The sequence below is a fragment of the Rathayibacter sp. AY1B7 genome, assembly GCF_002932735.1.
Lineage (GTDB): Bacteria > Actinomycetota > Actinomycetes > Actinomycetales > Microbacteriaceae > Rathayibacter.
This window is the reverse complement of the sequence record NZ_PSWK01000010.1, coordinates 76732-97944: the sequence shown is the minus strand read 5'-3', so window position 1 is coordinate 97944 and position 21213 is coordinate 76732. Positions and strand designations below refer to the sequence as shown.

Below are 21213 nucleotides of genomic sequence, written 5' to 3'. Positions count from 1 at the left end.
ATGACCGAGAACACCCCCACCGCAGAGCTCTCCGCCGCCGGCGTCAGCATCTGGCTCGACGACCTCTCCCGCTCGCGCATCTCCACCGGAGGGCTGCAGAAGCTCATCGAGGAGAAGAACGTCGTCGGAGTCACCACGAACCCCACGATCTTCGCCGCGGCCCTGACCAACGGCGAGTCCTACGACGCCCAGGTGCGCGAGCTCGCCTCCGCCGGCACCTCGGTGACCGACGCCGTCTTCGAGATCACCACCGACGACGTCGCCGCGGCGTCCGACATCTTCCGCCCGATCTACGACGCGACCAACGGCTACGACGGCCGCGTGTCGATCGAGGTCGAGCCCGGCCTGGCGCACGACGCCCAGGGCACCATCGAGCAGGCCAAGGCCCTCTGGGCCAAGGTCGACCGCCCCAACGCGATGATCAAGATCCCCGCGACCGTCGAGGGCCTCGAGGCCATCACGGAGGTCATCGGCTCCGGCATCTCGGTGAACGTCACCCTGATCTTCTCGCTCGCCCGCTACCGCGCCGTCATCAACGCGTACCTGGCCGGCCTCGAGAAGGCCAAGGACGCCGGCATCGACCTGTCGACCATCCACTCCGTCGCCTCGTTCTTCGTCTCGCGCGTCGACACCGAGATCGACAAGCGCCTCGAGGCCGTCGGCACCGACGAGGCCCGCGCCCTCAAGAGCAAGTCCGGCGTCGCCAACGCGCAGCTGGCCTACGAGGTCTTCGTCGAGGCGTTCGCCACCGAGCGCGCCCTGCTGCTCCAGGAGTCCGGCGCCAACCGCCAGCGCCCCCTCTGGGCCTCGACCGGCGTCAAGTCGACCGACCTCCCCGACACCCTCTACGTGACTGAGCTCGTCGCGGCCGGCGTGGTCAACACGATGCCCGAGAAGACCCTCGAGGCGACCTTCGACCACGGCGTTATCACCGGCGACACCGTCACGGGCTCGTACGCCGACGCGAACGCCGTCCTCGACGCCGTCGCGGCGCAGGGCGTCTCGTACGCCGACGTCACCGAGCTGCTCGAGAAGGAGGGCGTGGAGAAGTTCATCGTCTCCTGGAACGAGCTGCTCGACACCGTCACCGCGGCGCTCGAGGGCGCGAAGGCGCAGGCCTGATCATGGCCATCCAGATCCACGTCAGCGGAGACGCCGAGAAGGCCGTCGACCGCGTCGTCCCGGAGCTCGTCGCCGACGAGGTCGCCTCCGGCATCACCGCCCAGGTCCCCACCCTGTGGGGCGCCGCGGCGGAGGAGGAGGCGGCCAAGCGCCTCGGGTGGACCGAGTCGACCACCGTCTCCCGCCCCCTGATCCCCCAGATCCTCGCCCTGCGCGAGGAGTTCCAGGCCAAGGGCGTCGACCACATCGTCCTCGGCGGCATGGGCGGCTCCTCGCTCGCGCCCGAGGTCATCACCCGCACCGCCGGCGTCGAGCTCACCGTGCTCGACTCGACGGCGCCCGGCCAGGTGCTCGCGGCCCTGAACGACCGGCTCGCGTCGACCGCGGTCGTCATCTCCTCGAAGTCCGGCTCGACCGTCGAGACCGCGAGCCAGAAGAAGGCCTACGAGAAGGCGTTCACGGAGGCGGGCATCGATCCGCTCGACCGCATCGTCATCGTGACCGACCCGGGCTCGCCCCTGGACACCTCCTCCCGCGAGGCCGGCTACCGCGTGTTCAACGCCGACCCGAACATCGGCGGGCGCTTCTCGGCGCTCTCCGCGTTCGGCCTCGTGCCGTCCGGGCTCGCCGGCGCCGACATCGAGGCCCTCCTCGACGAGGCGGCCGAGGCCTCCCTCGGGCTCGCCGTGGACTCCCCCGAGAACCCGGGCCTGATCCTCGGAGCGGCGATCGCCGCGACCAGCCCGCGCCGCGACAAGCTCGCGATCGTCGCCGACGGGACCGACATCGTCGGCTTCGCCGACTGGGCGGAGCAGCTCATCGCCGAGTCCACCGGCAAGGACGGCACGGGCATCCTCCCCGTCGTCCTCGGCACGCTGGCCCCCGAGCTCTCGGAGGACCTGCCCGACGTGCAGGTCGTCCGCCTGGTCGAGGACGCCACGGCGCTGCACCTGTTCCCGCGCGACCGCCACGAGGGCGAGATCCTCCTCTCCGGCTCGCTCGGCGCTCAGATGCTGACGTGGGAGTACGCCGTCGCCGTCGCGGGTCGCCTCCTGGGCATCAACCCGTTCGACCAGCCCGACGTCGAGTCGGCGAAGGTCGCGACCCGGGCCCTGCTCGAGAAGCGCCCCGAGCCCGAGGCGCCCGCGTTCACCGACGCGGGCATCGAGGTCACCGGCAGCAGCAGCGTCACCGAGGGCGTCTCGACCGTCGCCGCCGCTGTCGACCGCCTCCTCGCGCAGCTGGGCGACGGCGGCTACGTCTCGATCCAGGCGTACGTCGACCGCCTCGCGCTCCCGCAGCTCGAGGGCGTGCGCGACCTCCTCGCCGCGCAGGCCCAGCGCCCCGTCACCTTCGGGTGGGGCCCGCGCTTCCTGCACTCGACCGGGCAGTACCACAAGGGCGGGGCGCCGACCGGCGTGTTCCTCCAGATCACCGAGCGCTCCGACGTGGACCTCGAGATCCCGGACAGCCCGTTCACCTTCGGCCAGCTCATCCTGGCGCAGGCCGCCGGCGACGCGAGCGTGCTCGCCGAGCACGGCCGGCCGGTGCTGACCCTCACGCTGACCGACCCCGAGGCCGACCTCGAGGCGCTCTTCGAGGCCCTCAACACCTGATCCGACGGGCACGCCGCCGCTGCGCTCTCGAGCGCGCGGCGGCGTGCCCGCGGTCGTCCCGCGACCACTTCCCGGGGCAGCAGCCGGGCCCGCCCGCTCCTCCCCCTCCCTCACCGATAGCAGTGCGCCGGTCCCACCGGCACACAGAAGGACACTGCACATGTCTGTGGACATCACCCCCGAGTTCAACCCGCTGAGGTTGAGCTTCGACCGCCGGTTGAACCGGATCGCCGGGCCCAGCGGCCTCGTCATCTTCGGCGTGACCGGCGACCTCTCCCGCAAGAAGCTCATGCCCGCGGTCTACGATCTCGCCAACCGCGGCCTCCTGCCTCCCGGCTTCGCCCTCGTCGGATTCGCCCGGCGCGACTGGGACGACCAGGACTTCGAGCAGGTCGTCCACGACTCCGTGAAGAAGCACGCCCGCACCGAGTTCCACGAGGAGGTCTGGGCGCAGCTCGCGCAGGGCATCCGGTTCGTGCAGGGCGAGTTCGACGACCCCGAGGCGTTCGCCCGCCTGAAGACGACCGTCGACGACCTCGACCGCGAGCGCGGCACGAACGGCAACTTCGCCTTCTACCTCTCGATCCCCCCGAAGTCCTTCCCGCAGGTCACCGAGCAGCTGCGCAGCTCCGGCCTCGCCGAGCAGAAGGACGGCCAGTGGCGCCGCGTCGTCATCGAGAAGCCGTTCGGCAGCGACCTGAAGACGGCTCGCGAGCTGAACGACGTCGTCGAGTCGGTCTTCCCGCCCGACTCCGTCTTCCGGATCGACCACTACCTCGGCAAGGAGACGGTCCAGAACATCCTGGCCCTGCGCTTCGCCAACATGATGTACGAGCCGCTCTGGAACTCGAACTACGTCGACCACGTGCAGATCACCATGGCCGAGGACATCGGCGTGGGCGGGCGCGCGGGCTACTACGACGGCATCGGAGCGGCGCGCGACGTCATCCAGAACCACCTGCTGCAGCTGCTCGCCCTGACCGCCATGGAGGAGCCGATCTCGTTCGACGCGGCCGACCTCCGTGCGGAGAAGGAGAAGGTCCTCGCGGCCGTCCGCCTCCCCGCCGACCTCTCCACTTCTACCGCCCGCGGGCAGTACGCCGGCGGCTGGCAGGGCGGCGAGAAGGTGCTCGGCTTCCTCGAGGAGGACGGCATGAGCCCCACCTCGACGACCGAGACCTACGCCGCCATGCGCCTGGACATCGGCACCCGACGCTGGGCCGGCGTGCCGTTTTACCTGCGGGCCGGCAAGCGCCTCGGCCGCCGCGTCACCGAGATCGCGGTCGTGTTCAAGCGGGCACCGAAGCAGCTCTTCGCCGAGAGCCAGACCACGTCGCTGGGCCAGAACGCGCTCGTCATCCGCGTCCAGCCCGACGAGGGCGTCACCATGCGATTCGGCTCGAAGGTGCCCGGCGCCGGCATGCAGGTGCGCGACGTGACGATGGACTTCGGCTACGGCCACGCGTTCACCGAGGCGAGCCCCGAGGCCTACGAGCGCCTCATCCTCGACGTCCTCCTGGGCGAGCCGCCGCTCTTCCCCCGGCACGAGGAGGTCGAGCTGTCCTGGAAGATCCTCGACCCGATCGAGGAGTTCTGGGCCACGCAGGGCCAGCCCGAGCAGTACCGCCCCGGAACCTGGGGCCCCGATTCCGCCGACGAGCTCCTCGCCCGCGACGGCCGCACCTGGAGGCGTCCATGATCGTCGATCTGCCCGACACCACGACGAGCGAGGTCTCGAAGACCCTCGTCAAGATCCGCGAGGAGGGCGGCGCCGTCGCCCTCGGCCGCGTCCTCACCCTCATCATCGCGACCTCCCGGGGTCACGAGGAGGAGGCCATCGAAGCCGCGAACGACGCGTCCCGCGAGCACCCGATGCGCGTCATCGTGGTCTCGAAGGACGACGGCACCACCACGGTCCCGGTCGACGCGACGGCGCGCGTCGACGCGCAGATCCGGGTCGGAGGCGACGCCGGCGCGAGCGAGGTCGTCGTGCTTCGTCCCTACGGAGACGCGGCCGAGGACGAGGAGAGCCTGGTCACGGGCCTGCTCCTCCCCGACGCCCCCGTCGTGGCCTGGTGGCCGAACAGCGCTCCGGACAACGCCTCCGCGTCCCCGATCGGCCGGATCGCCACCCGGCGAATCACCGACGCGTCGGCCCAGTCGAACCCGGCGGAAGCGCTGCACCACCTCGCGTCCACCTACGCCCCCGGCGACACCGACTTCGCCTGGACCCGCCTCACCCTCTGGCGCGCGCAGCTCGCCGCCGTGCTCGACCAGCCGCCCTACGAGCCGATCACGGCCGTCGAGGTCTCGGGCGCGCCCGACTCACCCTCGACGATCCTGCTCGCCGCCTGGCTGCAGCTCGAGCTCGACATCCCCGTCGACCACGAGCTCACGATCAGCGCCACCGGGTCCAGCGGGATCCACGGCGTGCGGCTCATCCGCGACTCCGGAGTGATCGAGCTCGAGCGCTCGGTGCCCAACGTCGCGACGCTCACGCAGCCCGATCAGCCGGTCCACGACATCTCGCTCCCCCGCCGCAGCCTCCGGGACTGCCTGGCGGAGGAGCTGCGCCGACTCGACCCGGATGACCTGTACGGTGAAGTGATCTCGCGCGGGGTCGACATGCTCACTGAGAAGGCCGAGGCCCGCAGCGCCTCCTGAGGTGTGGGCGCACGTCCAAGGCGCCCGCACCTCAGAGCTTCCCGACACGGAGCCGAACCCCGCCGATCGGCACCCGAACCCGAAGGAGTCCCCTGAGATGACCACCGAACGCCGCGTGCTGGTCCACCGCGACAAGCAGACCCTCGCCGGCTCGGTCGCCGCCCGGTTCCTCACCAAGACGATCGACGTCCTCGACGACCTGGGTTCGGCGAACGTCGTGCTCACCGGAGGGACGATGGGAGCCGCCACGCTCAAGGAGATCGGCTCCTCCTCCGCCGCCGGCAACGTGGACTGGTCGCGCGTGCACTTCTGGTGGGGCGACGAGCGCTGGGTGCCCCGCGGCCACGAGGACCGCAACGACGTCCAGGCCGGGGACCTCTTCAGCGTCCTCGATGTGCCGGCGGCGAACGTGCACTCCTACCCGGCCTCGGACGAGGGCCTGGACCTCGACGGCGCCGCCGCTGCCTACGACGCGGAGCTGCGCGAGCACGCCTCCGAGGGGCGCGACTACCCGCGCTTCGACATCACCTTCCTCGGCGTCGGGCCGGACGGGCACATCGCGTCGCTGTTCCCCGAGCGCTCCGCGATCCGCTCCACGACGCCCGGCGTCCTCGCCGTCCGCAACTCGCCGAAGCCGCCGCCCGAACGCCTCACCCTCACGCTGCCGCTGATCAACCAGTCGGACCGCATCTGGATGGTGCTCGCCGGCGCCGACAAGGCCTCGGCCCTGGGCCTCGCGCTCGCGGGTGCCAGCACGAACGAGGTGCCCGCGTCGGGCGCGTTCGGCCGCAAGCGCACGGTGTTCTTCGTCGACCAGGAGGCAGCGGCCGAGGTCCCCGAGTCGCTCATCGCTCCGAGCTACTGAGCACGGTCCGGAAACGACGGAAGGCCCGACCCCCGAGGGGGCGGGCCTTCCGTCGTTCGTCGTCCGGTGAGGATCAGGACGGGGTCGCGGTGCCTCGCCGGGCGCGCAACTGCTGCAGCGCCTCCTCGAGGAGCTGAGCCGCCTCGGCCTCGGTGCGGCGCTCCTTCACGTAGGCGAGGTGCGTCTTGTAGGGCTCGGTCTTCGCGACCTGCGGCGGGTTCGCCCGGTCGCGGCCCGCGGGGAGACCGGACTGCGGCGAGTCGATCACCTCGGGGATCTCGTCCTCGGGGAGGGCCGCCGAGAAGTGGCGCACCGTCTCGTTGCCGAGAGCGTCCCAGTAGGAGACCGCGACGCGCTCCGCGTGGAAGCCCCGGTCCTGCTCGCCCATGGGTCCTGCGCCGACGCGCGAACCGCGGATTGCACTGCCGCCTGATGCCATTGCGAGTACCCCTATGCTCCGGTGGTGAACTTGGTGATGAGTCCGAGCACCACGATGCAGGCCAGCCAGACGACGCCCAGGATCACGGTGATGCGGTTCAGGTTGCGCTCGGCGACGCCCGACGCGCCGAGGTTGGAGGTGACTCCGCCCCCGAACATGTCGGACAGTCCGCCGCCGCGCCCCTTGTGGAGCAGGATCAGCATGGTGAGCAGGAGGCTCGTGATGCCCAGGATGACCTGGAGCACGACCTGGAGGATGTCCACGCGGTACCTTTCGAAGTTCTGGCGCGTTGCGCGCCCCGACGAGTATAACGGCGCCTGCGAATCCGCGAGGAATGCGTCGTCCCGTGTTCGGGGCGATGTATACGAGTGTCCGTCGAGGGGCGGAGCGGGTGGCCTCGTCGCGGCGCCCTCGACAACCTCTCCAGTCGCCGGACCGCGAGCCTGTGATCCACGTACCAGCGGACCGATCGAGCCGAACGCGCCACTCTCTCGGAGAGCACCCCGCGACGAGCCGACAGCACCGCACCGGCCAACGCGCGAAGCCGGTGTGGGATCTCCGAGGCGAACCGGCGATCCGCGTCCCAGCGGATCTCCGTAGCCGAACGCATCCCGCTCTCGGAACCGCGCCCCGTCGCGAAGCCGACCCCGCCACGCCGCGCGGGGAGCGGCGTGGACGAAGCGAGGCGAACCGGCGATCCGCGTCCCAGCGGATCGACGTAGCCGAACGCATCCCGCTCTCGGAACCGCGCCCCGTCGCGAAGCCGACCGCGCCACGCCGTGCAGGGAGCGGCGTGGACGACGAGAGGGCGGGCCCGATGGGCCCGCCCTCTCGTCGCAGCAGCTCAGACCCCGACGTGGTTCCGGAATCGTGCGATCGCCGCGAACTCGTCGACCTGGAGGCTGGCGCCTCCGACGAGTGCTCCGTCGACGTCGGGCTCGCGCATGAAGCCGGCGATGTTTCCGGACTTCACGGAGCCGCCGTAGAGGATGCGGGTCTTCGCGGCGGTGTCGGCGCCGAGGACGTCGGCGACGACTCCGCGGAGCGCCTTGCAGACCTGCTGGGCCTGCTCGGGCGTCGCGGCCTGTCCGGAGCCGATGGCCCAGACCGGCTCGTAGGCGACGACGAGGTCGGCGTCCGCGGGGAGGCCGGTGAGGGCCTCCTTCAGCTGGGCGACCGGCACAGCCGACGGGCCGTGCTTCTCGAGGTCCTCCGCGGTCTCGCCGACGCAGATGATCGGAGCGACGCCGTGATTGACGGCCGCGGCCGACTTGGCGGCGATGTCCGCGTCCGTCTCGCCGTGGAGCGTGCGACGCTCCGAGTGGCCGACGATCACGTAGTCGCAGTCGAGCTGCTTCAGGAACTGGCCCGAGATCTCACCGGTGTAGGCGCCGCTGTCGAACTTCGAGACGTCCTGCGCGCCGTACTTGAGCGGCAGCTTGTCCGAGTCGACGAGGATCTGCACGGGCCGGAGGTCCGTGAAGGGCGGGAACACCGCGACCTCGACACCGTCGAAGTCGTGGTCGGCGTCCTTGAGGCTCCACGCCAGCTTCTGCACGAAGGCGATGGCCTGGAGGTGGTCCAGGTTCATCTTCCAGTTGCCGGCGATGAGCGGGGTGCGGGCGGCGGTGTCTACCATCCGAGGACCTCCAGTCCGGGGAGGCGCTTGCCCTCGAGGAATTCGAGGCTCGCTCCGCCTCCCGTCGAGATGTGGCCGAACTGGTCGTCGCGGAACCCGAGGGCGCGGACGGCCGCGGCGGAGTCGCCTCCGCCGACGACGCTGAGACCGTCGACCTCGGTGAGCGCCTGCGCGACGGTCTTGGTGCCCGCCGCGAACGGCTCGAGCTCGAAGACGCCCATGGGGCCGTTCCAGAACACCGTCTCGGACGCCGCGATGATCTCGGCGAAGTGCGCGGCGGTGTCCGGTCCGATGTCCAGGCCGAGGCCCTTCTCACCGAAGGGCGTGCCCTCGATCGCGTCGGCCGAGGCGACCTGGTGCTCGGCGTCGGGGCCGAACTCCGACGCCACGACGACGTCCGTCGGCAGGACGATCTCCACGCCCAGCTCCTTCGCCTTCGCGAGGTAGCCGAGCACGGTGTCGACCTGGTCCGCCTCCAGCAGGCTGGCGCCGACCTCGTGGCCCTGGGCCTTGAGGAAGGTGAACAGCATTCCGCCGCCGATGAGGATCGAGTCGACCTTCGGCAGCAGGTGCTCGATCACGCCGAGCTTGTCCGAGACCTTCGAGCCGCCGAGGACGACCGCGTAGGGGCGCTCGGGCTTCTCGGTGAGCCGCTCCAGCACCTCGAGCTCGGCCGCGATCAGCGTGCCGGCGGCGCTGGGGAGAAGCTCGGCGAGCTCGTAGACGCTCGCCTGCTTGCGGTGCACGACGCCGAACCCGTCGGAGACGAAGGCGTCGCCGTAGGCGGCCAGCTTCTCGGCGAAGGTGCGGCGCTCGGCTTCGTCCTTGCTCGTCTCGCCGGCGTTGAACCGGAGGTTCTCGAGGACGACGACCTGGCCGTCCTCGAGGGCGTCGACGGCGGCCGAGGCCGCCTCCCCGACGGTGTCCTCGGCGAAGGCCACCGGAGCGTCGAGCAGCTCGCCGAGGCGGGCGGCGACGGGAGCGAGGCTGTACTTCGCCTCGGGCTTCCCCTCGGGGCGCCCGAGGTGGCTCACGACCACGACTCGGGCGCCCTCGGAGACCAGACGCTGGAGCGTGGGCACCGACGCGCGCACGCGGCCGTCGTCCGTGATCGTTCCGTCCTTCAGGGGGACGTTCAGATCGCAGCGGACGACGACGCGCTTGCCTGCGAGGGAGCCCAGTGAGTCCAGAGTGCGGAGCGTCACTGCGCGCAGCACTTAGAGCTTGCCGGCGACGAACTCGGTGACGTCGACGAGGCGGTTGGAGTAGCCCCACTCGTTGTCGTACCAGGAGGCGACCTTGACCTGGCTGCCGATGACCTTCGTGAGGCCCGCGTCGAAGATCGACGAGTGCGGGTCGGTCACGATGTCGCTCGAGACGATCGGGTCCTCGGTGTACTTGAGGATGCCCTTGAGGTCTCCCTCGGAGGCCGCCTTGTACGCCGCGTTGATCTCCTCGACGGTGGCGGGCTTGGTCAGCTCGACGGTGAGGTCGGTGATCGAGCCGGTCGGGACCGGGACGCGGAGGGCGTAGCCGTCGAGCTTGCCGACGAGCTCCGGGATGACCAGGCCGAGCGCCTTGGCGGCACCGGTCGAGGTCGGGATGATGTTGACGGCGGCGGCGCGGGCGCGACGCAGGTCGCTGTGCGGGCCGTCCTGGAGGTTCTGGTCGGCGGTGTACGCGTGGACCGTGGTCATCAGGCCGCGCTCGATGCCGAAGTTGTCGAGCAGCACCTTGGCGAGCGGCGCGAGGCAGTTCGTGGTGCAGGACGCGTTCGAGATGATGTCGTGCGTCGCGGGGTCGTAGGTGTTCTCGTTCACGCCGAGGACCAGGGTCGCGACGTCGCTGCCGGTGGCGGGAGCGGAGACGATGACCTTCTTGGCACCCGCGGTGATGTGCTTGCGCGCGTCCTCCGACTTGGTGAAGCGGCCGGTCGACTCGATGACGACGTCGACTCCCAGCTCGCCCCAGGGGAGGTTCGCGGGGTCGCGCTCCTCGAGGACGATGATCGGCTTGCCGTTGACGACGATGCGGTCGCCGTCGAGCTCGACGGTCGCGTCGAGGCGTCCCGTGATGGAGTCGTACTTCAGGAGGTGCGCGAGGGCCTTGTTGTCGGTGAGGTCGTTGACCGCGACGATCTCGAGGTCGCTGCCCTTGGCGAGGGCTGCACGGAAGAAGTTACGGCCGATACGGCCGAAGCCGTTGATGCCGATCTTGACGGACACAGATATCTCCTGGTGAGGAAAGGCACCTCGACGGTGCAGTGGAGGGGTGGAAGCCGACGACAGGGCGTCCCGGACGCGGGGCCCGGGACGCCGAGATCGCTACGACAGTAGCAGCAGGCCCGAGGTCTTCTCGCGGGCCTTCTCGAAGCGCGCGGAGACGTCGGCCCAGTTCACGATGTTCCAGAACGCCTTGACGTAGTCGGCCTTCACGTTGACGTAGTCGAGGTAGAAGGCGTGCTCCCACATGTCGAGGAGGAGGACCGGGACGGTCGCCGCGGCGAGGTTGCCCTGGTGGTCGTAGAGCTGCTCGATGATGAGCTTCTCGCCGAGCGAGTCCCAGGCGAGGATCGACCAGCCGGAGCCCTGGATGCCGAGGGCCGAGGCGGTGAAGTGGGCGCGGAACTTGTCGAACGACCCGAAGTTGTCGTCGATGGCCGCGGCGAGCTCGCCGACGGGCTTGTCGCCGCCGTCCGGCGAGAGGTTGTTCCAGAACACGGTGTGGTTCACGTGACCGGCGAGGTTGAAGGCGAGGTCCTTCTGGAGCTTGTTCACGTTCGCGAGGTTCTCGCTGTCGCGAGCTTCCTGCAGCGAGGCGAGGGCGGTGTTCGCCCCGGCCACGTACGTCGCGTGGTGCTTGTCGTGGTGGAGCTCCATGATCCGCCCACTGATGTTCGGCTCGAGGGCCGAGTAGTCGTAGGGCAGTTCGGCGAGCGTGTAGTCAGCCATGTGCGATCTCCTGTTCGTGGTCGTCGCTCCCGTGCGACCCGCCGGCGTCTCGGCGTCCTCCGCGAGGCGGAGGAGGAGGGCCGGGAGTGTCCTGAGCGACCCGATCAGTCTAGCGAGGGGGCCCCTCCGCGTTCGGAGGGCTTGCGTTGATCGACCAGGAGACACTCAGCGTTCGCCGGGCGGGGCGCGCCGTGCGGCCGGGCCTACAGGTCCTGCAGCTCTGCCGGGAGGTTCGCGTCGGTGCCCGGGATGTCGAGGTCGGACGCGCGCTTGTCGGCCATCGCGAGGAGGCGGCGGATGCGGCCGGCGACGGCGTCCTTCGTCATCGGCGGATCGGCGTGGTGGCCGAGCTCGTCGAGGCTCGCGTCGCGGTGCGCGAGGCGCAGGCGCCCGGCGTAGCGGAGGTGCTCGGGGATGTCGTCGCCCAGGATCTCCATCGCGCGCTCGACGCGGGCGCACGCCGCGACGGCGGCCTGGGCGGAGCGGCGGAGGTTCGCGTCGTCGAAGTTGACGAGGCGGTTCGCGGTCGCCCGCACCTCGCGGCGCTGGCGCAGCTCCTCCCAGCTCGCGACGGTCGCGGTCGCGCCCATCAGGGTGAGCATCGCGCTGATGCTCTCGCCGTCGCGGATGACGACCCGGTGGACGCCGCGCACCTCGCGGGACTTGGCCTGGACTCCCAGGCGTCCGGCGGCTCCGACGATCGCCATGGCCGCCTCGTTGCCGGGGCAGATGATCTCGAGCGCCGCGGAGCGGCCCGGGTCGGTCAGCGAGCCCTGGGCGAGGAAGGCGCCGCGCCACAGGGCGGCGAGCTCCTCGCGGGAGCCGGTCGTGAGGCGGTTGGGCAGGCCGCGGACGGGCCGGCCCCGCTGGTCGAGGAGGCCGGTCTGCCGGGCGAGGGTGTCCCCGCCCTCGACGACGCGCACCAGCCAGCTCGTGGTCCTCCGGGATCCGCCGGCCGAGACGATGCTGCCCTCGCTGCGGACGCCGTACAGCTCGGCGAGGTCGCGGCGCACGCGGGTCGCGAGCGGGGCGGAGTCGAGCTCGACCTCGACCGCGAGGCGGTTGGAGATGATGTGCAGTCCTCCGGAGAAGCGGAGGATGGTCGCCAGTTCGGCGGCACGGACGGTGTTCTTGCGCGAGACGATCGCGACCAGTTCGCCCTTGACGTCTGCGGTGAGGGCCACGGAGTCTTCCTTACGTCGGGTGCGCGGCTGAGCGCGCGGGGATCATTCTCGGCCGAGGTCGCGGTGCGCCACGTTGACGGCGACGCCCGGCAGCTCGGCCAGACGGGCCGCGACACGGCCCGCGACCGCGACGGAGCGGTGCTTGCCTCCCGTGCAGCCGATCGCGATGGTCGCGTGGCGCTTGTTCTCGCGCTGGTAGCCGTCGAGCACGGGGCGCAGGGCCCGGGAGTAGGAGTCGATGAACTCCTCGGCGCCCTGCTGGGCCAGCACGTAGTCTCTCACCTCTTCGTCGAGACCCGTGTGCGGACGCAGCTCCGGGATCCAGTACGGGTTCGGCAGGAACCGCGCGTCGGCCACCATGTCGGCGTCCGTCGGCAGCCCGTACTTGAAGCCGAAGCTCATCACCGTGACCTGGAGGCCCGCGCGGCCGGCCTCGGCGAAGCGCTCGGTGATGCTGGTGGCCAGCTGGTGGATGTTGAGGTCCGAGGTGTCGATGACGATGTCGGCCGATTCCCGCAGCTGAGCGAGGCGCGTCCGCTCGGCGGAGATGCCGTCGAGGAGGGTCCCCCGGCCCTGCAGCGGGTGCGGACGGCGCACCTGCTCGAAGCGGCGGACGAGCGCGGCGTCGGTGGCCTCGAGGAACACCACTCGGAGGTCGACCCCGGCGCGCAGCTCGCGGACGATGTCGCCGAGGTCCTCGAAGAAGTCGCGTCCGCGGACGTCGACGACCGCCGCGATCTTCGGCAGCGTGTCCCCCGCACGCTGCGCCAGGTCGACCAGCGGGCGCAGCATCTGCGGCGGCAGGTTGTCGACGACGTACCAGCCGAGGTCCTCCAGCGCGTTCGCGGCCGTGGACCGGCCCGCTCCGGACATCCCCGTGACGATCAGCACGTCCTGCTGCTCGCTCTCCGTGCTCATGCGCTCTCCGTGCTCGTGTCTGCTCGTGTCCTCGGTGCCGGGCACCGGCCGCTCTCCCCCGGAGCGCGGGCCTCCAGCCTAGGGCGTGCCCCCGACGGCGGACCCGTCCGGATGCAGGTGCGCGTGGATCGCGCCCGCCAGCGTCGGGCCGATGCCCTTGACCTCGGCGATCTCGGCCTCGCCCGCCTCGCGGAGCCGGGCGACGGATCCGAAGTGCTTCAGCAGGTCGCGAACTCGCGTGCCTCCGAGCCCGGGCACCTCGGCCAGCTGCGACGAGATGTCGCGCTTGCGACGCGTCCTCTGGTGGGTGATCGCGAAGCGGTGCGCCTCGTCGCGGATGCGCTGGAAGAGGAAGAGCGCATCGCTGTTGCGCGGCAGGATGACGGGGAAGTCGGAGTCCGGCAGCCAGATCTCCTCGAGGCGCTTGGCGATCCCGCAGAGGGTGATGCCGGTCACCCCGGACTCGTCGAGCGCGCGCTGCGCGGCTGCGACCTGCGGCTGGCCGCCGTCGACGATCAGCAGCTGCGGGGGGTACGAGAACTTGCGCCGCTTGGCCTCGCCGGTCTCGGGGTCGACCGCCGCGGGCTCGACCGGCTCGCGGAGGTACGCGAGGCGGCGGGTGAGCACCTGGTGCAGCGACTCGGTGTCGTCCGTCGACTCCGCGATGGAGAACCGCCGGTACTGGTCCTTCCGCGCGAGCCCGTCCTCGAAGACCACCATCGAGGCGACGATGTTGGTGCCGCTGAGGTGGGAGACGTCGTAGCACTCCATCCGGAGCGGCGCCTCGCTCATGCCGAGGGCGTCGCGGATGTCCTCCAGGGCCTGCGTCCGAGCGGTGAAGTCGGCGGAGCGGCGGGTCTTGTAGAGCATCAGCGAGTGCTTCGCGTTCTGCGTCGCCGTCTCGAGGAGGGCGGCCTTGTCTCCGCGCTGGGCCGCTCGGAGGCGCACGTTCGTGCCGCGCAGTCCGCTCAGCCACTCCTCGAGCGCCTCGGTGTCCTCGGGCAGCTCCGGCACGACGACCTCCCGGGGCGGGACGTCGCCGGTCTCGTAGGCGGCCTGGAGGGCCGTGTCGACGAGCTCCGCCGTGCTCATGTCGAGCTCCTTGTCGACGACCCAGCCCCGCTCGCCGCGGATGCGCCCGCCGCGGACCCGGAACTGCTGCACGGAGGCGGCGAGCTCGTCGTGGACGATCGCGTAGAGGTCGACGTCCACGTTGTCCTTGAGCACGACCGCGCTCTTGGCGAGGACCGCGTCGAGGGCGGCGGCCTGATCGCGCAGCTTCCCCGCGCGCTCGTACTCCATCGCCGCCGCGGCCTCGCGCATCTCCTTCTCGAGCTCGCCGATCATCCGGCGGTCGTGGCTGCCCATGAAGGCGACGAAGCGGTCGACCATCTCGCGGTGCTCGGCGAAGGTGACGCGGTGGGAGCAGGGCCCGCCGCAGCGGCCGATCTGCGACGCGAAGCAGGGCTTGCCGCTCTGCATGGCGCGCTTGTAGTTGGAGTCGTTGCAGGTCCTGATCGGGAACGCCTTGATCATCAGGTCGATCGTCTCGTGGATCGCCCAGATCTTGGGGTAGGGCCCGAAGTAGCGGGCCTTCCTGATCTTGGCGTTCCGCGTGACCATCACCCGCGGGGCCTCGTCGCCGAGCGTCACCGCCATGTAGGGGTAGGACTTGTCGTCGCGGAACTTGACGTTGAAGGGGGGATCGAACTCGTTGATCCAGGTGAACTCGAGCTGCAGGGCCTCGACGTCGGTGCCGACGACGGTCCACTCGACGCCGGAGGCCGAGGTGACCATCCGCCGGGTGCGCTCGTGCAGGCTCGGCAGCGGGGCGAAGTAGTTGCTCAGCCGCGCGCGGAGGTTCTTGGCCTTGCCCACGTAGAGCACCCGCCCCCGGGCGTCCGTGAAGCGGTACACGCCCGGGAGGGTCGGGATCTCACCCGGCTTCGGCCGGAAGTCGACTGTCTGCGCCATGCCTCTCGCTCGCGTCAGCCGAGGATCTCGGCGAGGAACATGCCGGTGTGGCTGCCCTCGACCTTCGCCACGTGCTCGGGGGTGCCCACCGCGACCACCTGTCCGCCGCCGGCGCCGCCCTCGGGACCCATGTCGATCAGCCAGTCGGCGGACTTGATGACGTCGAGGTTGTGCTCGATGGTGATCACCGTGTTGCCCTTGTCGACCAGGCCGTTGAGGACGAGGAGGAGCTTGCGGACGTCCTCGAAGTGCAGGCCCGTCGTCGGCTCGTCGAGCACGTAGACGCTGCGGCCGTTGGAGCGGCGCTGGAGCTCGGTGGCCAGCTTGACGCGCTGCGCCTCGCCGCCGGAGAGCGTGGTCGCGCTCTGGCCGAGGCGGACGTAGCCGAGGCCCACCTCCACCAGCGTGCGGAGGAAGCGGTGGATCGCCGTGATCGGCTCGAAGAAGTCGGCCGCCTCGGCGATCGGCATGTCGAGCACCTCGGCGATGTTCTTGCCCTTGTAGTGCACGGTCAGGGTGTCGCGGTTGTAGCGCGCTCCCCCGCAGACCTCGCACGCCACGTAGACGTCGGGCAGGAAGTTCATCTCGATCTTGATGGTGCCGTCGCCCGAGCAGGCCTCGCAGCGGCCGCCCTTGACGTTGAAGCTGAAGCGGCCGGGCAGGTACCCCCGCGCCTTCGCCTCGGTGGTCTCGGCGAAGAGGTTGCGGATGCGGTCGAACACGCCCGTGTAGGTGGCGGGGTTCGAGCGCGGCGTGCGGCCGATCGGGTTCTGGTCGACGTGCACGACCTTGTCGAGGTTCTCGAGGCCGGTGACGCGCGTGTGCTTGCCCGGCACCTTGCGGGCGCCGTTGAGCTGGTTGGCGAGCACGCGGTAGAGGATGTCGTTCACGAGGGTGCTCTTGCCGGAGCCGGAGACCCCGGTGACCGCGACGAACGTGCCGAGCGGGAACTCCGCGTCGACCTTGCGGAGATTGTTGGCGTTCGCCCCGACGACCTTGATCATCCGCTTGCGGTCGATCTTCCGCCGCTTCTTCGGGACCTCGATCGCCTTGCGGCCCGAGACGTAGTCGCCGGTCAGCGAGTGGGTGTTCTCGAGCAGCGACTCGTAGGAGCCGGAGTGCACGACCTTGCCGCCGTTGACCCCGGCGCCCGGGCCGATGTCGACGATCCAGTCGGCGGTGCGGATGGTGTCCTCGTCGTGCTCGACCACGATCAGCGTGTTGCCCAGGTCGCGCAGCTTGATGAGGGTGTCGATCAGGCGGCGGTTGTCGCGCTGGTGCAGGCCGATGCTCGGCTCGTCGAGCACGTAGAGCACGCCGGTCAGCCCGGAGCCGATCTGGGTCGCCAGGCGGATGCGCTGCGCTTCGCCGCCCGACAGGGAGGCGGCGGCGCGCGAGAGGTTGAGGTAGTTGAGCCCGACCTCGATGAGGAAGTCGATGCGCGCGCGGATCTCGCGCAGCACCTGCGCGGCGATGTGCGCCTCGCGGTCGGTCAGCTCGAGCCGGCTCATGAAGTCCTGGGCGTCGCCGAGGCTGAGGTCGGCCACGTCCGCGATGCTCGCCCCGTGCACGAGCACGGCGAGCACCTCCGGCTTCAGGCGGGAGCCCTTGCACACGGGGCAGGGCACCTCGCGGAGGAACTCGGACCAGCGGGTGCGCTGGACGTCGGTCTCGGCCTGGACGAACTGGCGCTCGATGTAGGGCACGACGCCCTCGAAGCCCGAGGTGTAGCTCATCTCGCGGCCGTAGCGGTTCTTCCACTTGACCTTGACCTCGAAGTTGTCGCCGTGGAGGACGGCCTGCTGCACCTCGGTGCTGAGGCGCTTCCACGGGGTGGTGAGCGTGAAGCCGAGGTCGCGGGAGAGGCCGTCGAGCAGCTTCTCGTAGTACTGGAACAAGCCCTTGCCCTGGGTGGTCCAGGGGATGATGACGCCCTCGGCGATGCTCAGGTCGGGGTCGCCGAGCAGCAGCTCGTCGTCGACCGACATGCGCGTGCCGAGGCCCGAGCACTCCGGGCAGGCGCCGAAGGGCGCGTTGAAGGAGAAGGTCCGCGGCTCGATCTCGGTCAGCGAGATCGGGTGGTTGTTGGGGCAGGACAGCTTCTCGGAGTAGGTGGTCCAGGCGCCGTCGCCCTCGCCGTCGACGTAGTTGATCTGCACGATGCCGTCGGTGAGCCGCAGGGCCGTCTCGAGCGAGTCGGTGAGGCGCCCGAGGATGTCGGGGCCGGCCACGAGCCGGTCGACCACGACGGAGATGTCGTGCTTGTACTGCTTCTTGAGCACCGGCGGCTCGCTCAGCTGGACGAGCTTCCCGTCCACCATGGCGCGGGAGTAGCCGCCCGCGGTCAGCTCCTTGAAGAGGTCGACGAACTCGCCCTTCTTCTGGGAGACGACGGGGCTGAGGATCTGGTAGCGGGTACCGGTCTCGAGCTCCATCAGCTGGTCGGCGATCTGCTGCACGGTCTGCGCGGAGATCCGCTCGCTGCAGATGGGGCAGTGCGGGACGCCGATGCGCGCCCAGAGCAGACGCATGTAGTCGAAGATCTCGGTGATCGTGCCGACGGTGGAGCGCGGGTTGCGGTTCGTCGACTTCTGGTCGATCGAGACCGCGGGGCTGAGGCCCTCGATGAAGTCGACGTCCGGCCGGTCCACCTGCCCGAGGAACTGGCGGGCGTACGCGGAGAGGGACTCGACGTAGCGCCGCTGGCCCTCCGCGAAGATCGTGTCGAAGGCCAGGGAGGACTTGCCCGAGCCCGAGAGACCGGTGAACACCACCATCGAGTCGCGCGGGATCTCGAGGTCGACGTTCTGCAGGTTGTGCACCCGCGCGCCGCTCACCACCAGCTTCGAGGACGACTCGTCGAGCGAGGAGACGAAGCGGTGGAAGGAGGGAGAGGGGGTGGAGGAGGGGTCCGTAACGGCGTTCAGGATCGACACTCCGAAAGTGTATGCGGAGCCACCGACATCGCCCGTGGCGTTCGCTGGGCGCTGATCCGCGGGCCCCTCCCCTTGCGGATCAGCGCCCCCGATCAGGACAGGTGCCCGGCCTTCTCCATCTGGCGGAGCTCGCGCTTGAGCTCCTGGACCTCGTCCCGCAGCCGGGCCGCGAGCTCGAACTTGAGCTCGCCCGCCGCCTGGAGCATCTGCCCGTTGAGGTCGGAGATGATCGCCTCGAGGTCGTTGCCGCCGTTCGCGGCGAGACCCTGACGGCGCAGGTTCGGCGTCGGGCTCTTCTTCTTGGCGTCGCGCCCGGCGAGCAGCTCGGCGGTGTCGGCCCCCTCGCGGGCGAGGGCGTCGGTGATGTCGGCGATCTTCTTCCGCAGCGGCGTCGGGTCGATGCCGTGGTCGAGGTTGTAGGCGACCTGCTTCTCGCGTCGGCGGTCGGTTTCGTCGATCGCGAGCCGCATCGAGTCCGTCACCTTGTCGGCGTACATGTGGACCTCGCCCGAGACGTTGCGCGCCGCACGGCCGATCGTCTGGATGAGCGACGTGGACGAGCGGAGGAAGCCCTCCTTGTCGGCGTCGAGGATCGCCACGAGCGAGACCTCCGGCAGGTCGAGCCCCTCGCGCAGCAGGTTGATGCCGACCAGGACGTCGTACACGCCCGCTCGCAGCTCCGAGAGGAGCTCGACGCGCCGCAGGGTGTCGACGTCGGAGTGCAGGTAGCGGACCCGGACGCCGGCCTCCGTGAGGAAGTCGGTGAGCTCCTCGGCCATGCGCTTCGTCAGCGTCGTGACGAGCACGCGCTCGTCGCGCTCGGTGCGGCGCTTGATCTCCTCGAGCAGGTCGTCGATCTGGCCCTTCGTCGGCTTGACGACGATCTCGGGATCGATCAGGCCGGTCGGGCGGATGATCTGCTCGACGATGCCGTCGGCGATGCCCATCTCGTAGCGGCCCGGGGTCGCCGAGAGGTAGACGGTCTGGCCGACGCGCGACTTGAACTCCTCCCACTTCAGGGGCCGGTTGTCCATCGCCGAGGGCAGGCGGAAGCCGTGCTCGACCAGCGTGCGCTTGCGGGAGGCGTCGCCCTCGTACATCGCACCGATCTGCGGCACCGTCACGTGCGACTCGTCGATCACGACGAGGAAGTCGTCCGGGAAGTAGTCGAGCAGGCAGTGCGGGGCCTCTCCCGACTCGCGGCCGTCGATGTGCCGGGAGTAGTTCTCGATGCCGGAGCAGAATCCGATCTGCTGCATCATCTCGAGATCGAAGGTCGTGCGCATCCGCAGGCGCTGCGCCTCGAGGAGCTTGTTCTGCTTCTCGAGGTCGGCCAGGCGCACCTCGAGCTCCTGCTGGATGGTGTCGATCGCACGGTGCATGACGTCCTGGCTGGCGACGTAGTGCGAGCCGGGGAAGACCGACACGGAGTCGAGCTTCCGGACGATGTCGCCGGTGAGCGGGTGGAGCGTGTAGAGCGCCTCGATCTCGTCGCCGAACATCTCGATCCGGATCGCGAGCTCCTCGTACATCGGGATGATCTCGATCGTGTCGCCCCGCACTCGGAAGGTGCCGCGGGCGAAGTCGACGTCGTTGCGCGCGTACTGCATCGACACGAACTTGCGGATGAGGCGGTCCCGGTCGACCCGCTGGCCGACCTGGAGCGCCACCATCGCCTCGAGGTACTGCTCGGGCTGGCCGAGGCCGTAGATGCAGGAGACGGTCGACACCACGATCACGTCGCGGCGGCTCAGGAGCGAGTTCGTGGTGGAGTGGCGCAGCCGCTCGACCTCGGCGTTGACCGAGCTGTCCTTCTCGATGAAGGTGTCGGTCTGCGGGACGTAGGCCTCGGGCTGGTAGTAGTCGTAGTACGAGACGAAGTACTCGACGGCGTTGTTGGGGAACAGCTCGCGGAACTCGTTGGCGAGCTGCGCGGCGAGGGTCTTGTTGTGCGCGAGCACGAGCGTGGGACGCTGCACGGCCTCGACGAGCCAGGCCGTGGTCGCGGACTTGCCGGTCCCGGTGGCGCCCAGCAGGACGACATCGGTCTCGCCGGCGTTGATGCGGGCGCTCAGATCGGCGATCGCGCCGGGCTGGTCACCGCTCGGCTTGTACTCGCTGATGACCTCGAACGGGTGCACGGCACGGGTTGGCTCCATGGTTCGAAGCGTAGCCGCGACCACCGACACCGGACGGCGCGTGCGCTGGCGGCGAACGGGGGTGCGCTCTCCGGCCGGGCCGCTCGGCCACGAGGGCGGGTGGCCGGGACGGACCGTCAGCGGGCGAGACGCTCCCACAGCGCGTCGGTCCGAGCGAGCGTCTCCTCCAGCGTGCCGGAGGAGTCGATCACGACGTCGGCGAGGGCGAGGCGCTCCTCGTCGCTCGCCTGCGACGAGACCCGCGCACGAGCCTCCTCCTCGGTCAGTGCCCGGAGGGCGACGAGACGCTCGATGCGGAGGGGCTGCGGCGCGTGCACGACGACCACCTCGTCGAACTCCCCCGCTCCACGGCCCTCGGCCAGGAGGGGGACGTCGTAGACGACCACCGCGTCCGGGTCCGCCTCGGCGGCCTCCGCGAACAGCCGCTGCGAGCGGAGCGTCACCGCCGGATGGGTGATCGCATTGAGGTCGGCGCGGGCCGCCGCGTCCGAGAAGACGATCGCGCCGAGCGCCGGGCGGTCCAGCGCGCCGTCCGCGCGGATCACGGACGGGCCGAAGCGCTCGGCGATCGCCGCCAGCGCCGGCTCCCCCGGCTCGACGACCTCGCGCGCGAGGACGTCGGCGTCGACCACCACCGCTCCGTGCTCGGCGAGACGGCGGGCGACAGTGGACTTGCCCGAGGCGATGCCTCCGGTGAGGGCGACGAGATGCACCCGGCCACCCTACCCAGCGCCGTCGCCCGGAAC

General features: G+C 70.3%; 17 protein-coding genes. 5 read left to right on the top strand and 12 right to left on the bottom strand.

Annotated elements, in window-relative coordinates; all coding sequences use genetic code 11:
* The 5 genes from tal (at nucleotide 1) to pgl (ending at nucleotide 6267) form a co-directional block, all read left to right on the top strand.
* Entirely contained in the window at nucleotides 1–1122 is a 1122-nt protein-coding gene (gene tal / locus C5C95_RS07755) for a transaldolase (RefSeq protein ID WP_104221924.1), read from the top strand.
* Nucleotides 1123–1124: 2 nt separating this feature from the next.
* Complete coding sequence (locus C5C95_RS07750; protein WP_104221922.1) at nucleotides 1125–2738, top strand: glucose-6-phosphate isomerase; 1614 nt, start codon at nucleotides 1125–1127, stop codon at nucleotides 2736–2738.
* A gap of 160 nt (nucleotides 2739–2898) precedes the next feature.
* The gene (gene zwf / locus C5C95_RS07745) at nucleotides 2899–4437 is read left to right on the top strand and encodes a glucose-6-phosphate dehydrogenase (protein WP_104225293.1); all 1539 of its coding nucleotides are present in this window, start codon (nucleotides 2899–2901) and stop codon (nucleotides 4435–4437) included.
* Nucleotides 4434–5402, top strand: a complete 969-nt coding sequence (locus C5C95_RS07740) for a glucose-6-phosphate dehydrogenase assembly protein OpcA (RefSeq protein WP_104232638.1) — start codon at nucleotides 4434–4436, stop codon at nucleotides 5400–5402. Before zwf ends, C5C95_RS07740 begins: the two co-directional genes overlap by 4 nt.
* A 97-nt stretch (nucleotides 5403–5499) precedes the next feature.
* On the top strand, nucleotides 5500–6267 hold the full coding sequence (gene pgl, locus C5C95_RS07735; RefSeq protein WP_104221917.1) for a 6-phosphogluconolactonase: 768 nt from the start codon (nucleotides 5500–5502) through the stop codon (nucleotides 6265–6267).
* A 73-nt stretch (nucleotides 6268–6340) separates the two neighbouring features.
* Here pgl and C5C95_RS07730 read toward each other — a convergent pair whose 3' ends face one another.
* The 12 genes from C5C95_RS07730 to coaE all read right to left on the bottom strand — a co-directional run bounded on the left by C5C95_RS07730 (nucleotide 6341) and on the right by coaE (nucleotide 21180).
* On the bottom strand, nucleotides 6341–6706 hold the full coding sequence (locus C5C95_RS07730; RefSeq protein WP_055791968.1) for an RNA polymerase-binding protein RbpA: 366 nt from the start codon (nucleotides 6704–6706) through the stop codon (nucleotides 6341–6343).
* Nucleotides 6707–6717: 11 nt separating this feature from the next.
* Nucleotides 6718–6969 (bottom strand): preprotein translocase subunit SecG, encoded by a 252-nt coding sequence (gene secG / locus C5C95_RS07725; RefSeq protein ID WP_104221915.1) that lies wholly within the window; start codon nucleotides 6967–6969, stop codon nucleotides 6718–6720.
* Nucleotides 6970–7550: 581 nt separating this feature from the next.
* Nucleotides 7551–8345 (bottom strand): triose-phosphate isomerase, encoded by a 795-nt coding sequence (gene tpiA, locus C5C95_RS07720; RefSeq protein WP_104221913.1) that lies wholly within the window; start codon nucleotides 8343–8345, stop codon nucleotides 7551–7553.
* Nucleotides 8339–9550 (bottom strand): phosphoglycerate kinase, encoded by a 1212-nt coding sequence (locus tag C5C95_RS07715; protein WP_104263177.1) that lies wholly within the window; start codon nucleotides 9548–9550, stop codon nucleotides 8339–8341. Before C5C95_RS07715 ends, tpiA begins: the two co-directional genes overlap by 7 nt.
* A gap of 12 nt (nucleotides 9551–9562) precedes the next feature.
* Nucleotides 9563–10570, bottom strand: coding sequence for a type I glyceraldehyde-3-phosphate dehydrogenase (gene gap / locus C5C95_RS07710; RefSeq protein ID WP_104221909.1), 1008 nt, complete (start codon nucleotides 10568–10570; stop codon nucleotides 9563–9565).
* A 99-nt stretch (nucleotides 10571–10669) separates the two neighbouring features.
* Nucleotides 10670–11296 carry a superoxide dismutase gene (locus C5C95_RS07705; protein ID WP_104221907.1) on the bottom strand — a complete coding sequence of 209 codons (627 nt, stop codon included), beginning with the start codon at nucleotides 11294–11296 and terminating at the stop codon, nucleotides 10670–10672.
* 203 nt (nucleotides 11297–11499) lie between these two features.
* The gene (gene whiA, locus C5C95_RS07700) at nucleotides 11500–12480 is read right to left on the bottom strand and encodes a DNA-binding protein WhiA (RefSeq protein WP_104221905.1); all 981 of its coding nucleotides are present in this window, start codon (nucleotides 12478–12480) and stop codon (nucleotides 11500–11502) included.
* A 42-nt stretch (nucleotides 12481–12522) separates the two neighbouring features.
* On the bottom strand, nucleotides 12523–13398 hold the full coding sequence (gene rapZ / locus C5C95_RS07695) for an RNase adapter RapZ (RefSeq protein WP_097166020.1): 876 nt from the start codon (nucleotides 13396–13398) through the stop codon (nucleotides 12523–12525).
* Between the two features lie 78 nt (nucleotides 13399–13476).
* Complete coding sequence (uvrC, locus tag C5C95_RS07690) at nucleotides 13477–15372, bottom strand: excinuclease ABC subunit UvrC (protein ID WP_104268633.1); 1896 nt, start codon at nucleotides 15370–15372, stop codon at nucleotides 13477–13479.
* Nucleotides 15373–15386: 14 nt separating this feature from the next.
* Nucleotides 15387–18212, bottom strand: coding sequence for an excinuclease ABC subunit UvrA (gene uvrA, locus C5C95_RS07685; RefSeq protein ID WP_244229661.1), 2826 nt, complete (start codon nucleotides 18210–18212; stop codon nucleotides 15387–15389).
* Between the two features lie 188 nt (nucleotides 18213–18400).
* On the bottom strand, nucleotides 18401–20467 hold the full coding sequence (gene uvrB / locus C5C95_RS07680; protein ID WP_104324167.1) for an excinuclease ABC subunit UvrB: 2067 nt from the start codon (nucleotides 20465–20467) through the stop codon (nucleotides 18401–18403).
* A 116-nt stretch (nucleotides 20468–20583) separates the two neighbouring features.
* Nucleotides 20584–21180, bottom strand: coding sequence for a dephospho-CoA kinase (gene coaE, locus C5C95_RS07675; RefSeq protein WP_104324166.1), 597 nt, complete (start codon nucleotides 21178–21180; stop codon nucleotides 20584–20586).
* Nucleotides 21181–21213 lie beyond the last annotated feature (33 nt).

Bases quoted from the DNA above. Each gene is read 5' to 3' on its own strand.
- zwf (WP_104225293.1), top strand. From the start codon at position 2,899: ATGTCTGTGGACATCACCCCCGAGTTCAACCCGCTGAGGTTGAGCTTC.
- rapZ (WP_097166020.1), bottom strand. From the start codon at position 13,398: ATGAGCACGGAGAGCGAGCAGCAGGACGTGCTGATCGTCACGGGGATG.
- C5C95_RS07740 (WP_104232638.1), top strand. From the start codon at position 4,434: ATGATCGTCGATCTGCCCGACACCACGACGAGCGAGGTCTCGAAGACC.
- C5C95_RS07750 (WP_104221922.1), top strand. From the start codon at position 1,125: ATGGCCATCCAGATCCACGTCAGCGGAGACGCCGAGAAGGCCGTCGAC.
- tpiA (WP_104221913.1), bottom strand. From the start codon at position 8,345: ATGGTAGACACCGCCGCCCGCACCCCGCTCATCGCCGGCAACTGGAAG.
- C5C95_RS07705 (WP_104221907.1), bottom strand. From the start codon at position 11,296: ATGGCTGACTACACGCTCGCCGAACTGCCCTACGACTACTCGGCCCTC.
- tal (WP_104221924.1), top strand. From the start codon at position 1: ATGACCGAGAACACCCCCACCGCAGAGCTCTCCGCCGCCGGCGTCAGC.
- uvrC (WP_104268633.1), bottom strand. From the start codon at position 15,372: ATGGCGCAGACAGTCGACTTCCGGCCGAAGCCGGGTGAGATCCCGACC.
- uvrB (WP_104324167.1), bottom strand. From the start codon at position 20,467: ATGGAGCCAACCCGTGCCGTGCACCCGTTCGAGGTCATCAGCGAGTAC.
- C5C95_RS07730 (WP_055791968.1), bottom strand. From the start codon at position 6,706: ATGGCATCAGGCGGCAGTGCAATCCGCGGTTCGCGCGTCGGCGCAGGA.
- pgl (WP_104221917.1), top strand. From the start codon at position 5,500: ATGACCACCGAACGCCGCGTGCTGGTCCACCGCGACAAGCAGACCCTC.